The sequence below is a fragment of the Paracoccus denitrificans genome (assembly GCF_900100045.1).
Taxonomy (GTDB): domain Bacteria; phylum Pseudomonadota; class Alphaproteobacteria; order Rhodobacterales; family Rhodobacteraceae; genus Paracoccus; species Paracoccus denitrificans.
Genome location: NZ_FNEA01000012.1, coordinates 22,831 through 36,214 on the forward strand (window position 1 = coordinate 22,831; position 13,384 = coordinate 36,214).

The 13,384-nt window shown below is 68.4% G+C and carries 14 protein-coding genes; 10 read left to right on the forward strand and 4 right to left on the reverse strand.

Annotated features, from left to right (window positions below; all coding sequences use genetic code 11):
- The first annotated feature begins 1 nt into the window (after position 1).
- Positions 2–781 (forward strand): SagB/ThcOx family dehydrogenase, encoded by a 780-nt coding sequence (locus BLT64_RS12050; protein WP_011750424.1) that lies wholly within the window; start codon positions 2–4, stop codon positions 779–781.
- 127 nt (positions 782–908) lie between these two features.
- Positions 909–2,798: an AfsR/SARP family transcriptional regulator gene (locus tag BLT64_RS12055; protein WP_011750423.1), complete on the forward strand. Its 1,890-nt coding sequence runs from the start codon at positions 909–911 to the stop codon at positions 2,796–2,798.
- On the opposite strand, the gene BLT64_RS12060 is transcribed toward BLT64_RS12055, so the two are convergent.
- From BLT64_RS12060 to BLT64_RS12070, 3 genes are read right to left on the reverse strand one after another with little or no spacing between them, the layout of a single operon-like run.
- Complete coding sequence (locus BLT64_RS12060; protein WP_011750422.1) at positions 2,795–3,523, reverse strand: hypothetical protein; 729 nt, start codon at positions 3,521–3,523, stop codon at positions 2,795–2,797. The genes BLT64_RS12055 and BLT64_RS12060 overlap by 4 nt on opposite strands.
- 13 nt (positions 3,524–3,536) lie before the next feature.
- A complete protein-coding gene (locus tag BLT64_RS12065; protein ID WP_011750421.1) occupies positions 3,537–4,952 on the reverse strand; it encodes a peroxidase family protein in 1,416 nt (471 codons plus the stop codon).
- An 8-nt stretch (positions 4,953–4,960) separates the two neighbouring features.
- Positions 4,961–5,839, reverse strand: a complete 879-nt coding sequence (locus BLT64_RS12070) for a YcaO-like family protein (RefSeq protein ID WP_128493070.1) — start codon at positions 5,837–5,839, stop codon at positions 4,961–4,963.
- Between the two features lie 439 nt (positions 5,840–6,278).
- On the opposite strand from BLT64_RS12070, the gene ugpB reads away from it, so the two are divergent.
- From ugpB to BLT64_RS12090, 4 genes are read left to right on the forward strand one after another with little or no spacing between them, the layout of a single operon-like run.
- A complete protein-coding gene (gene ugpB, locus BLT64_RS12075; RefSeq protein ID WP_011750419.1) occupies positions 6,279–7,574 on the forward strand; it encodes a sn-glycerol-3-phosphate ABC transporter substrate-binding protein UgpB in 1,296 nt (431 codons plus the stop codon).
- A gap of 49 nt (positions 7,575–7,623) precedes the next feature.
- Positions 7,624–8,505 carry a sn-glycerol-3-phosphate ABC transporter permease UgpA gene (ugpA, locus tag BLT64_RS12080; protein WP_011750418.1) on the forward strand — a complete coding sequence of 294 codons (882 nt, stop codon included), beginning with the start codon at positions 7,624–7,626 and terminating at the stop codon, positions 8,503–8,505.
- Positions 8,498–9,361 (forward strand): sn-glycerol-3-phosphate ABC transporter permease UgpE, encoded by an 864-nt coding sequence (gene ugpE / locus BLT64_RS12085; RefSeq protein ID WP_011750417.1) that lies wholly within the window; start codon positions 8,498–8,500, stop codon positions 9,359–9,361. Before ugpA ends, ugpE begins: the two co-directional genes overlap by 8 nt.
- Positions 9,362–10,423: a sn-glycerol-3-phosphate import ATP-binding protein UgpC gene (locus BLT64_RS12090; protein ID WP_011750416.1), complete on the forward strand. Its 1,062-nt coding sequence runs from the start codon at positions 9,362–9,364 to the stop codon at positions 10,421–10,423.
- Positions 10,424–10,432: 9 nt separating this feature from the next.
- Here the strand turns inward: BLT64_RS12090 and ligD are convergent, their stop codons facing one another.
- Complete coding sequence (gene ligD / locus BLT64_RS12095) at positions 10,433–11,350, reverse strand: non-homologous end-joining DNA ligase (protein ID WP_041530658.1); 918 nt, start codon at positions 11,348–11,350, stop codon at positions 10,433–10,435.
- Here ligD and BLT64_RS26840 point away from each other — a divergent pair.
- The 4 genes from BLT64_RS26840 (at position 11,322) to queE (ending at position 13,381) form a co-directional block, all read left to right on the forward strand.
- The gene (locus BLT64_RS26840; RefSeq protein WP_157137459.1) at positions 11,322–11,528 is read left to right on the forward strand and encodes a hypothetical protein; all 207 of its coding nucleotides are present in this window, start codon (positions 11,322–11,324) and stop codon (positions 11,526–11,528) included. The genes ligD and BLT64_RS26840 overlap by 29 nt on opposite strands.
- 94 nt (positions 11,529–11,622) lie before the next feature.
- Positions 11,623–12,324 (forward strand): 7-cyano-7-deazaguanine synthase QueC, encoded by a 702-nt coding sequence (queC, locus tag BLT64_RS12100; RefSeq protein WP_011750414.1) that lies wholly within the window; start codon positions 11,623–11,625, stop codon positions 12,322–12,324.
- Positions 12,324–12,677 (forward strand): 6-pyruvoyl trahydropterin synthase family protein, encoded by a 354-nt coding sequence (locus tag BLT64_RS12105; protein WP_011750413.1) that lies wholly within the window; start codon positions 12,324–12,326, stop codon positions 12,675–12,677. The genes queC and BLT64_RS12105 overlap by 1 nt, the downstream gene beginning before the upstream one ends.
- Positions 12,674–13,381: a 7-carboxy-7-deazaguanine synthase QueE gene (gene queE / locus BLT64_RS12110; protein WP_011750412.1), complete on the forward strand. Its 708-nt coding sequence runs from the start codon at positions 12,674–12,676 to the stop codon at positions 13,379–13,381. The genes BLT64_RS12105 and queE overlap by 4 nt, the downstream gene beginning before the upstream one ends.
- Positions 13,382–13,384: the final 3 nt, after the last annotated feature.

The window sequence follows — 13,384 nt, forward strand, 5'->3', positions numbered from 1 at the left end:
GATGAGCATTCCCGTCCACGACCCTACCGCCCTGTCTCGCCTGTTTCACCTGAATTCCGAGCCCTGGCTGAACGAGGCAGCCTATCGCGCCGGTCCCTATCTGCAGGATTTCCGCAGCTATCCGCAGGCGCCGCGCGTGGTCTTGCCCGCAACCGACCCGGGCGCGGTCGAGGCGCTGGCGATGGGGCGCCGCTCGACCCGCGCCTTCCTGCCCGAGCCGTTGCCGCTTGCAGCCCTGGCGCGGCTGATGCGCGCCGGATACGGGCTGACCGGCCCCGAGCCATTCGAGACCGGCGGCCGGTTCCTGCGCCGCAGCGTGCCCTCGGCCGGCGGCACCTATCCGCTGGAGATCTATGCGCTGGTGGCGCGGGTCGAGGGGCTGGCGCCCGGCATCCATCACTACGACGCCCAGGGCGATGCGATGGAACTGCTGCGCCCCGGCCCCTGGCAGGCCGAGGCCGAGCCGATGTTCTACACCTGGCCCTTCGTGGCCGAGGCGCCGGTCATCCTGTGCCTGGCCGCGATCTTTTCGCGCACGCAGAAGAAATACGGGCCGCGCGGCTATCGCTATGTGCTGCTCGAGGCAGGGCATGCCGCGCAGAACCTTTGCCTTGCGGCGGCCGAGCAGGGGTTGGCGAGCCTGTGCATGGGCGGGTTCCGCGACAGCCGGCTGAACGCGCTGATCGGGCTTTCCCAGCCCGGGGAGGGCGTGGTCTACACCCTGGCCTTCGGCCGCCCCGTCGCCCCGGGCGAGGCGCAGCCCGGCAGTTCGGCCGGGTAGCGCCGGCAAAAACCGCCGCTTTGCCGCGATGAACCGTTGATCGCCGCCCCGTTATGGCGAATCCTTGGAAAACTCATGGGTTGCGGGTGTGTCGCGCGTCAGGTGCGAGTCGCGGCAAGGGATGCATATGCAGTTGGACGGCCTTTTGCAGGTTCTTGAGGCGCTGCGGCTGCGCAAGGCGCGGGCGCTTCTGTATTTCCTGCTGGCCGACCGGACGCCGGTGCATCGCACGGAAAAGGTCACCGACCTGTTCTGGCAGAACTCGGACGAGCACAAGGCCTCGGCCTCTTATCGGCAGGCGGTCAAGCATATCCGCCGCGCCATGGAGGCCATGCCGGGCTGGGCGCTGGAAACCAGCGCGGGCGAGATCGCGCTGCGCCTGCCGGGCGGCTTCGTGCTGCAAGAAGAGCTGGCGGCGCGGCTGTCGGCCTCGGGCTGGGATGCCGGCGAGGCCGGCCGCATCCGGCTGCTGATCGACCAGACCGTGCAGCTCGAGGGGATCAGCGCCTCGTTCGACAGCTGGCTGGCGATCACCCGTGCCGGCCTGCTGGCCGGGGTGCGGCAGGTGCTGGACCGCCGCCTTGCGGGGCTTGCAGGTTCCGACCCGGAAACCCAGCGCGCGCTGGCCGAATTCGCCGTCGCGCTGGAGCCGTCGAACGAGAACGCCACGCGGCTTCTGATGCGGCTCGACTGGCAGGCGGGCCGGCCGACCCGCGCCATCGAGCGCTACAACACGCTTTACGCCCATCTGGACGAGATGTTCGACCAGGAGCCCGAGGCCGAGACCGTCGAGCTGCTGGCGGCGATCAAGCTGGACCCCGGCGGGGGCGGGCAGCACCGGCAGCGCGACCGGCTGCCGCAGGCCAGCCTGTCGGTCCTGCTGCTGGAGGCCGAGGGCGAGGGGCACGGGCTGGAAAGCCTGACCAACGTGCTCTTTTCGGATCTGCGCATGCGCATGGGCCGCTTCCGCGAATGGTGCATCGTCGAGGAGGGCGCCCCCGATCCCGCGCAGGTGCGCGTCACGCTGAAGCCGTTCCACCTGCCCGCCGGGCTGCGGCTTTTCGTCGAGGTGCAGCGCGGCGCCGGCGGGCATCTGGTCTGGTCGGAATGGATCGAGGCGCCGCAGACCGATTGGGAGGCCAAGGTCCGCGTCCTGCTGTCCAACATCGCCAATGCGCTGTCGGTGGTGGTCTCGGACCGGTCGCTGTCGGATTCCGGCTCGGGCATCTATGACAACTGGCTCAGGGCGCAGGCGCTTCTGGACAGCTGGTCGCCCGAGACCGAGGCCGAGGCGCTGGCCATCCTGCGCGAGATCGCCGCGCGCTCGCCGCCCTTCGGCCCCGCCCATGCCGAACTGGCGGGCGCGCTGAACGTGCGCCATGTGCTTTTGCCCGGCACCTACCAGACCGAGGAGCTCAAGCGCGACGCCATGCATCACGCCATCGTCGCCGTCACCGCCGATCCGCTGGACACTCGCGCGCATCGCGTGCTGGCCTGGTGCTTTTGCCATCTGGGCTATTTCGACCTGGCCGAGTTCCATTTCGACCAGGCGCTGGTGCTGAACCGCAACAACCCGCTGACGCTGGCCTCCTGCGCGCTCGGCTTCGCCTTTGCGGGCGATCTGGGGAAGGCCGCCGGGCTGGTGGCCGAGACCAAGCGCCATGCCGCGGTGATGGAGCCCTTTCACCGGATCTATCTGGCGGCGGCGGATTATCTGTGCGGCGACTTCGCGGCGGCGGCGCGGCAATGCGAAGGCGGCGCCGGGCTGATGCCGACGGTGGGCGGCTGGCACAGCGCCGCCTTGTGGCGGCTGGGACAGGCCGAGGCGGCGGCGCGGCGGATTCACGCCTATCTGGCCGAGTTGCGCGGGCAATGGCACGGCCCCCCCGACCCGACGGATGCGCAGATCCTCGACTGGTTCCTGTCCATCTTTCCCCTGCGCAACGAAGACTGGCGGCAAGAGCTGCGCGAGACGCTGGAACAGGCCGGCGCGTCCAGTTGCCGCTTTCACGCCTAGCGGCACATGTTCGTGGCATAGATCCCGACCGAGCGGTGAAAGGCGCGCAGGGGGCTCGACATGATCTCGTTCTTCACGTCCCTGGCCGGCCTGCCGCTGGCGTCCTTGAAGCGGCTGCGCTCGCGGATCGCCTGCTCGACATGCGCCTCCAGCGCGGTTTGCAGCGCCGGGGTCCAGCCCGGCTCGGCGCGGGCGGCGAACTCACGCACCATCTCCATGATCTCGGTCTGCATGCCGGCCAGCATCAGCGCCCGGTCCAGTTCATAGGACAGCGGCGGGCGAAACCCCTCGGCCTCGCCCTGGGCGCGCAGCATGGCATCGGCGATGGCCAGCGTCTCGTCCGAGGGCACGACCAGGATGCGGGTGTTGCGGTCGGGCTTTTTGCTGCCGCGGCGGCGGCTTTCGAACTCGATGCGGACGGTGGTGGCGTCCAGGATCGCCTCTCGCTCGGCATCGCTCAGCGGCGCCGTGCCGTCATGAGCCGAGAAATCCTGCACCACCAGCGCGCGCTTGATGCGTTCCTCCAGCGCGTCCAGTTCGGCCTTGGGCACGCCGGACTTGCCGCGCTGCGACAGATCGACCATCAGCCGGCCGATATATTCGACGTTCAGCGGCTCGCCGTCGCCGCCCTTTTTGGCGTTGATGCTGCCGTCCTTGTGCAGCCACGCCTCGGGCTGGTCCACCTCGGCCCCGATGATGATGTATTTGCGGCGCGTCCCTGTCATGGTCGTTTCTCCGTTATTGCCTGGCAAGCGTGATCAGTTCCAGCATGGTCGCGGGCCGGGGCAGGCCGGCGGTCGCTTCGGTTTCGGGCGCCAGCACGACGCGGCGGATCGAGCCCAGGACCGAGCCGCGCAACAAGGCGCTGCCCAGCGGGCCGAAGCCGCCCAGCCGGCCGTGCAGCTGCGCCTCGACCATCAGGAACTGGTAGAGCGGCCCCCATTCCAGCCCCTCGGCATCGATGCGGATCGGCGCCTGCGGATGGGCGGCGGCGAAATCGTCGGCCAGCCGGGCGGGGGCGATGCGCGTGGGCCAGTCGCCGGGCAGGGCGGCGATGGCGGCGCGGATCGGATCGTTGCCGGGCCGCAGCGATCCGGCCTCGGCGGCCGAGCGGTTGTCGAGCGCGATCACCGCCGCCGCCGTCACCGGCGCGCGCAGTTCGGGCGCCACGCTGGCCGAGATGCCGGTCAGCGGCGCGCCGGGGCTGGCGCCGAGGAACAGCGGCCAGTCGATATGCCAGTCGGTCTCGGCCTCGCTGGGGGCGTAGCCGCGCTTGAGCAGCGTGCCCAGGTTGTGCAGTCCCGAGCGGCCCAGGTGATAGGCCGCCAGCGGCAGGGCGTGGAAGGCGCGGCACAGCCCATGCAGCAACGTGGTCTCGTCCAGCGCCCAGCAACCGGGCAGGGCATCGCCGTCCAGCGCCGCGATCCGGGGATGCAGGAAACGCGGCAGCAGGTCGCCGGCCAGGATGCCGTGCCAGCAGCGCAGGGCATGGGCGCGGGCCAGGACATAGGCGCGGAACGGCTCCAGCCCCTCGGCCATCAGGTGGCGGGCCAGCCGGTTGTGGAACTGCATCCAGGCCACCGTCAGCTCGTGCAGCATCAGCGAGTCGCGGTTGCGCTCGTCATAGAGCGCCCGGATCGGCCGGGGATCGGGGTCCGACGAGGCGCCGGCGGCACGGCCATAAAGCCGCGCCAGCCGCGCACCGCGGGTCAGGCGGAACAGGCAGGTCTCGGGATCGTAGACATGCGTCAGCATGGCCGGGCCGGGACCATAGACCGTTTCCAGCGTCAGCGGATTGTCGATCAGGTTGTAGCGCCTGGCCGGGCCGACGCCGCCTTCGGGCCGGGCATAGGGCACGCTGTCGGCCGGCACGCTGCTGCCCATGTCATGGCCCATCAGTTGCGCCAGATAGGTATAGCCCGAGGGGATATGCGCGGTCAGCTCAAGGCAGGCCGCGCGCCAGTCGGGCGTTGTGTTCAGCAGGATCTGGGGCAGGCGCTGGCCGATATCGGGGCGGTCGTCGGCCTGGGACAGCGGCGAGGCCAGCGCCCCCATGTCGCGCAGCGACCCCATCAGCGGCGCGCAGCCCATGGGGCAGCCGCCTTGCCCCGGTCCCGGTGCCCGCAGGTTTCTGGCCAGGCTGTCGTCGCGCATCGCAATCCTCACAGATAGGGCAGGCCCGTCTCGTCGGTGAAAGGCGGCGCGGCTGCGTCGGGACGGCAGATCCAGACGCTGAGCGGCCCTTCGGGCGGCGAGATCTCATGGCAGGCGGGCGGGGTGTCGAAGCAGCCGCCGGCATCCGCATCGCCCGGCGGCGCGGGATGGATGGCGACGGCCTCGGGGAACAGCAGGGCGGCGCGGCGGGCATAGCCGCGGATGCGGTTGCGCACCGCTTGCAGCGCGCCCTCGCGGCCGAAGGAGCGGGCGGCCAGCAGCTCCATCAGGTTCAACTCCATCAGCAGCAGCTCGCGCAGGGCTTTCCCGGCCGCCCGCACCGGATCGCGATGGGCGCCATAGCCCAGCACCGGGTCCTGCCCCTCGGGGCTCATGCTGCGGCAGATCATGATGCGAGGGTCGCCCGCGGCCCCGATCTGCCACCAGTCGGTGCGCCGCCGCAGCGCCGCCCCGTCGCGCGCGCGATCAAGCTGTGCGGCCAGCCCGGCCTGCCGAACCCATTCCGCAGCCACCGGCACGGCGGGACGCCGGCCCAGCCACCAATCCGCGACCGCGCGCCGTTCGCAGGCCTCGTCCATCGCGGCCTCGCGCGCCGGGCCGGGATCGAGATGCGCCGCCAGCCCGTCGCGCCAGGGCTCGAACGCTCCGCCCCCGGCGCGAAAGGCGGCCAGCGCCAGGATCTCGGCGGTCTCGCCGATGCAGCGGTCGAAGGCTTCGTCCCGGTTCCGGCCGGCGCCGCTGGCGGTGCGGCCGTCCCGGGTCAGCGCCTGCAGGATGACGAAGCCGGGGGCAAAGAAGCTTTCGCGCCAGTCATGGCGTTGCCAGTTTTCGGTCAGGTCGGGGGCGCGGGGGCCGGGTTTTTCCATCGCGTCGCGGGTGTCCTTGGCAGAGGGCTTTCCCGATCTTCGCGCAAGCCTGTGATTGCGGCGTGAATTTCCCGCGCCCGCTGGCGGGACGAATGGCAAACATTCCGCGGCGCTGCCGGATGCCGGCGGGCGGACGCTACGGAACCCGGGCCGCTTTCCGATGCGCAGGCCATGCGCATGAAGCAAGAAACAACATCATAATTTGAATATTACATACTGGTGTCATTGAATTTTCATAAAACAATGCGACAGAGCCGCGGTGACCGGCGCGGTGTCTGCCTGCTGCCTGCCATACCAGACGGTCCAGTTGCGAATTGACACCCCGGCCCCTGGCAGGTGACAAATCCGCAGAAGGAGGCGGATGGCGCATGGCGGGCCTTGGCCCAGGTGCTGCCGTCCGGGAACGATGACGCCGCAAGGCACGACTCGGAGGATTATCATGCAAAGAACCCTATTCTGGCTTGCGGGGATGATGGCGCTGCCCGTCGCGGCCGAGGCCAAGACCGAAATCTCGTGGTGGCACGCGATGACCGGCGCCAATGCCGAGGTGGTGACCAAGATCGCCGGCGACTTCAACGCGAGCCAATCGGATTACGAGGTGAAGCCGGTCTTCAAGGGCACCTATCCCGAGACGCTGAACGCCGGCATCGCCGCCTTCCGCGCTGGGCAGGCGCCCGACATCATTCAGGTCTTCGACGTGGGCACGGGCGTGATGATGGGCGCGCAGGGCGCGATCAAGCCGGTGGCCGAGGTGCTGCAAGAGGGCGGCTATGCCTTCGACAAGGGGCAGTATCTGCCCGGCATCGTCGGCTATTACTCGACGCCCGAGGGCGACATGCTGTCCTTCCCCTACAACTCCTCCTCGCCGATCCTGTATTACAACAAGGACATCTTCGAAAAGGCGGGGCTGGATGTCGAGAACCCGCCCAAGACCTGGGCCGAGGTCTGGGCCGCCGCGCGCCAGATCAAGGAATCGGGGGCCGCGACCTGCGGCTATACCTCGACCTGGCTGACCTGGATCCATACCGAGAACTTCGCCGCCTGGAACGACGTCAGCTGGGGCACGAACGAGAACGGCCTGGCCGGCCCGCCCGAACTGAAGATCGACGGCCCGCTGTTCGTCAAGCACTTCCAGGAGCTTGCGGATCTGGCGAAAGAGGGCGTCTTCGTCTATGGCGGCCGCACCAGCGAGGCCAAGCAGAACTTCACCTCGGGCGAATGCGGCATCCTGACCGAAAGCTCGGGCGGGCTTGGCGACATCGTCAAGTCGGGCATGAACTACGGCATCGGCCAGCTGCCCTATGACGAGACGGCCGAGGGTGCGCCGCAGAACACCACGCCGGGCGGCGCCTCGCTCTGGGTGATGGGCGGCAAGTCGGAAGAGACCTACAAGGGCGTCGCCGCCTTCTTCAACTACCTGTCGCAGACCGACGTGCAGCAATACCTGCACGAGCAGTCGGGCTATCTGCCGGTGACCATGGCGGCTTACGAAGTCACGAAGGGTTCGGACTTCTACCAGCAGAACCCGGGCCGCGAGACGCCGATCCTGCAGATGATGGGCAAAGAGCCGACCGAGAACTCCAAGGGCGTGCGCGCGCCGAACCTGCCGCAGCTGCGCGACATCCAGAACGAGGAATACGAAAAGATGCTGGCCGGCCAGCAGGACGCGGCCACGGCGCTGAAGAACGCCGTCGAGCGCGGCAATGCCGCGATCAGGGAAGCCGTGGGCGGCTGAAACCATGGGCGGGCGTCCCGGCGCCCGCTCGATCCGACAAGGGGGACGGATGAGACGCACGGTCTTTCCGCACAAGCTGTTGCCCTGGCTGCTGCTGGCGCCTCAACTGGCGATCACGCTGATCTTCTTCTATTGGCCGGCGGCGCAGGCCTTTCGCCAGTCCGTGCTGCGCGAGGATGCCTTTGGCCTGAAGACGACCTTCGTGGGGCTGGCGAATTTCCGCAAGGTGCTGAGCGATCCGAACTATCTGAACTCGGTCCGGGTGACGGTGGTGTTCTCGGTGCTCGTCGCCTTTTGCGCCATGGCGATTGCGCTGTTCCTGGCGGTGCAGGCGGAAAAGATCATTCGCGGCAAGGGCTTCTACCGCACATTGATGATCTGGCCCTATGCGGTTGCGCCCGCCATCGCCGGCATGCTGTGGCTGTTCATGTTCAATCCCAGCTTCGGCACGCTGGCCTGGCCGCTGCGGCAGATGGGCATCTACTGGAACCCGCTGCTGGATGGCGAACAGGCGATGGCGCTGGTGGTCGCGGCCGCGACGTGGAAGCAGATCAGCTATAATTTCCTGTTCTTCGTCGCGGGCTTGCAGGCGGTTCCCCGATCGCTTCTGGAGGCTGCGGCCATCGACGGCGCCTCGCGTCGCCATGCCTTCTGGACCATCACCTTTCCGCTGCTGGCGCCGACGACATTCTTCCTGCTGGTGGTGAATACGGTCTATGCGCTGTTCGACACCTTCGGCATCATCCATGCCGTGACCGGCGGCGGCCCGGGCAAGGCGACCGAGACGCTGGTCTACAAGGTCTATAACGACGGCTTCGTGAACCTGATCATGGGCGATTCCGCCGCGCAATCGGTGATCCTGATGATCATCGTGATCGCGCTGACCGCCTTCCAGTTCCGCTTCATCGAGAGGAGGGTGCATTATGGCTGAGCCCTCTCCGCTGGCCGCGCGCGGCGCCGGGCGATTGCTGGCGCATTTCTGGATGGTGCTGGGCGTGATCGTGGTGGCCTTTCCGGTCTATTATGTCTTCGTCGCCTCGACCCATTCGGTGCAGACCATCCTGCGCCCGCCGCTGCCCCTGCTGCCCGGACCCGAGGCGGCGAGGAACTATTCCGACGCCTTCTCGGGCGGGATCAGCCGCATCGGCGGGGTCAGCCTGTGGCGGCTCCTGGCCAATACCACCATTGTCGCCATGGGCATCGCGCTGGGAAAGATCGCGATCTCGATGGCCTCGGCCTATGCCATCGTCTTCTTCCGGTTTCCGCTGCGCATGGCCTGTTTCTGGCTGATCTTCATCACGCTGATGCTGCCGGTCGAGGTGCGCATCCAGCCCACCTACAAGGTCATGGTCGACCTGGGGCTGATCGACACCTATCCGGGGCTGATCCTGCCGCTGATCGCCTCGGCCACCGCGACGCTTCTGTTCCGGCAGTTCTTCATGACCATCCCGGACGAGTTGCTGGAGGCGGCGCGCGTCGACGGCGCGGGGCCATGGCGGTTCTTCAAGGACATCCTGTGGCCCCTGTCGCTGACCAATGTCGCGGCGATCTTCGTGATCCAGTTCATCTATGGCTGGACGCAATACCTGTGGCCGCTGCTGGTCACCAATTCCAACGAAATGAACACCATCGTCATCGCGCTGAAGAAGATGATCTCCTTTGCCGATGCCGATACGCCCTGGAACCTCGTGATGGTCACAAGCGTGCTGGCCATCCTGCCGCCGATCCTGGTGGTGGTGCTGATGCAGCGCTGGTTCGTCAAGGGCCTGGTCGAGACGGAGAAATAGATGGCCCGCATCCTGCTCAACGACGTCCGCAAGAGCTATGCGGGAAACCAGGTCATCCACGGCATCACCATGGAGATCGCCGACGGCGAGTTCGTGGTGATCGTCGGCCCCTCGGGCTGCGGCAAGTCCACGCTGCTGCGCATGGTGGCCGGGCTGGAAGCCATCAGCGCCGGCACGGTCGAGATCGGCGGCAAGGTGGTCAACGACCTGGAACCGCGCCAGCGCGACATCGCCATGGTGTTCCAGAACTATGCGCTTTATCCGCATATGTCGGTGCGCGAGAACATGGCTTACGGCCTCAAGATCGCGAAACTGCCGAAAACCGAGATCGAGGCCCGCGTCGCCAAGGCCGCGACCATGCTGGAACTGGAGCCCTATCTGGACCGCAAGCCGCGTGCGCTGTCGGGCGGCCAGCGCCAGCGCGTCGCCATGGGCCGGGCGCTGGTGCGCGAGCCGGCCGCGCTGCTGCTGGACGAGCCGCTGTCGAACCTCGATGCCAAGCTGCGGGTGCAGATGCGCTTGCAGATCAAGGAGATGCACCTGCGCACCGGCCAGACCACGCTTTACGTCACCCATGACCAGGTCGAGGCGATGACGCTGGCCGACCGGCTGATCGTGATGAACAAGGGCGTGGCGGAACAGATCGCGACGCCGCTGGAAGTCTATGAGCGGCCGGCCAGCGAGTTCGTCGCCGGTTTCATCGGCTCGCCGGCAATGAACATCTTTACCGTCGATGCTGCCGACGGGCGCGTCACCCTGCCGGGCGGCGCGGTCCTGCCGCTGCCGGTGCCGCGCGGCGGCGACCTTCGGCTTGGCCTGCGCCCCGAGCATCTGCGAACCGCACAGCCGGGCGAGGCGGCGATTCCGGTTGTGCTGCGTTCGGTCGAAAGGCTGGGCGCGGATGCCTTCGGCTACGGCATGATCGAGGGCTCCGAGGTGCCGATGGTGCTGCGCCTGCCCGGCACCAGCCAACTGTCGCGCGGCGACCGGGTCGAGGCGGTGCCGGATCCGGCGCATCTGCATTTCTTCGATCCCGTCAGCGGACGGCGCATCGAGGGCTGAAGGGGGCGTTCAACCGGCCAGCGCCTTCTCCACCGCCTCGAACATGGGCCGGGTCAGGCTTTGTTGCACCCGCGTCACGCCGGCCCAGCCGCGCTCTTGCGCCGCAGCGATGCCGAAGGCGCGGGCGGTGCTGATCCGGGCCAGTTCGTCCCAGCCGATCGGGGCCGCCACCGGCGCGCCGGGCCGGGCGCGCACCGAAAAGGGCGCGACCGCCGTCGAGCCGCGCTCGTTGCGCAGCCAGTCGATGAAGATCCGGCCCCTGCGGCTGGCCTTGGCCAGTTCCACCGTATAGCGATCCGGTTCCTCTTGCGCGCAAAGCGCGGCAAAGCCGCGGGCGAAACGCTTGAGATCGTCCCAGCCGAGGCTGCGGCGCAGCGGGACCACCAGATGCACGCCCTTGCCGCCGGTCAGCATCGCCCAGGGCTCAAGCCCCAGGTCCAGCAGCCGGCCGCGCAGCGACAGGGCGGCGCTGCGCACCGCATCGAAGCCCAGCCCCTCATCGGGGTCGAGGTCCAGGACCAGCCGGTCGGGCCGCTCCAGCCGGTCGCGGCGGGCGGGCCAGATATGGAACTCGACCGTGCCCATCTGCACGGCGGCGACCAGCCCCGCGGCATCGGTGACATAGGCATAGGGCGCGGCTTCGCCGTCGCTTTCGGTGATCTGCATCTGCCGGATCGCCTTGGGAAAGCCCTTGCCGGGATGCTTCTGAAAGAACCGCTCGCCCGCCATCCCGTCGGGCAGGCGCAGAAGCGACAGCGGGCGGTTCGCGGCCTCTTCCAGCATCAGGGGCGCGATCTGCTGGTAGTAACGCGCCAGCCTCGCCTTGGTCAGCCCCGCCTTGGTCAGCCCCGCCTTGCCCGGCCCGGCATCGGCAAAGATCACCCGCTCGGGATGCGAGATGGTCACACCCTCGATCCGCTCGGTCATGGTCGGCTCCTTGCTGCTTTCGGGACCAACGCCGGCGGCGGGGTCGCGGTTCGCCGCCGGCCATCCGATCCGCATCCGGCCCAGCGTCACCGCTGTTGTGTGCCGCGACGGGCGCTGGCAGGCGGTCCGGCATCTGCAGGAAAGCGGCGAAACCCCGGCGCTGGACCTTTCCGAGTGATGCGGCCCGGCGGTTGCGCCGCCGGCCAAAGCCCGCTATGTCGGGCGCCCATACCGGTCGCAGCCTACCCGGTCATCAAAACAAGGGTCACATCATGAAGACGATAGTTGTCTGCTCGGGCGGACTCGATTCCGTTTCGCTGGCGCATATGGTCGCCGCGCAAGGCGGGCTGACGCGCCTGATCTCCTTCGACTACGGCCAGCGCCACCGCAAGGAGCTGGATTACGCCGCCCTTGCCGCCCGGCGGCTGGGCGTGCCGCATCACGTCATCGACATGCGCGGTGTGGGGGCGGTGCTGACCGGCTCGGCCCTGACCGGCGGGGCCGAGGTGCCGGACGGGCATTATGCCGAGGAGACCATGCGCATCACCGTGGTCCCGAACCGCAACGCCATCATGCTGACCGTCGCCTTCGGCATGGCGGCGGCGATGGGCGATCAGGCGGTGGCGACCGCCGTGCATGGCGGCGACCATTTCATCTATCCCGACTGCCGCCCCGCCTTTACCCAGGCGTTCCAGCAGATGCAGGACGCCGCGCTGGACGGCTATGCGCAGGCGCGGCTGCTGACGCCCTTCGTGCATCGCACCAAAGCCGACATCGTGACCGAGGGCGCCCGCCACGACACGCCCTTTGCCGAGACCTGGTCCTGCTACAAGGGTGGAGCGCTTCACTGCGGGCGCTGCGGCACCTGCGTCGAGCGGCGCGAGGCGTTCCACCTGGCCGGCATCCCCGACCCGACCGCCTATGAGGACGCGGATTTCTGGCGGCAGGCCATCGCGGAACGGGAGCGGGCCTGATGTTCCGCATCTCGAAGGAGTTCCATTTCTCGGCCTCGCACCAGCTTGCGCATCTGCCGCCCGACCACCAATGCGCCCGGCTGCACGGGCACAATTACATCGTCGTGGTCGAACTGGCGGCGGAGGAACTGAATGCCGACGGCTTCGTGCGCGACTATCACGAGCTTGCGCCGCTGAAGCACTATATCGACACGCATTTCGATCATCGCCACCTGAACGACGTGCTGGACGGTCCCTCGACCGCCGAGAACATGGCGCGACATTTCCATGACTGGTGCAAGGCGCGCTGGCCCGAGACGGTGGCGGTCCGGGTGTCCGAGACGCCCAAGACCTGGGCCGAGTATCGGCCATGACGCTGCGCATTGCCGAGATCTTCGGCCCGACCATCCAGGGCGAGGGCGCGCTGATCGGCGAGCCCACGGTCTTTGTCCGCGCCGGCGGCTGCGATTATCGCTGCGTCTGGTGCGACAGCCTGCACGCGGTAGAGAGCAGCCACCGCCACGAATGGCGGCCGATGAGCGCCGAGGCGGTCTGGGCCGAGGTGCGGCGCCTGTCCGGCGGCCAGCCGCTGACCGTCTCGCTGTCCGGCGGCAATCCGGCGATCCAGGACTTCACCCCGCTGATCGCGCTGGGGCGCGAGCAGGGCTATCGTTTCGCCTGCGAGACGCAGGGCTCGGTCGCGCAGCCCTGGTTCGCGGAGCTGTCCACGCTGGTGCTGTCGCCGAAGCCGCCGTCGAGCGGGCAGGTGGTCGATTGGGACGCTTTCGACCGCTGCCTGAAGGCGGGCGAGGGTGCGGGGCAGCGGGTGCTGAAGATCGTGATCTTCGACCAGGTCGACCTGGACTGGGCGCGCGAGGTTGCCGCCCGCCATCCCGGCCTGCCGCTTTACCTGCAACCCGGCAACCCCGAGACCGATCCCGCCCTGCCGGTCGATCCGCAGGCCCTGGCCGACCGGCTGCTGTGGCTGGTCGAGAACACGGTCGGCCGCGGCTGGCTGAAACCGCGCATCCTGCCGCAACTGCATGTCCTGATCTGGGGCAACCGGCGCGGCGTCTGACAT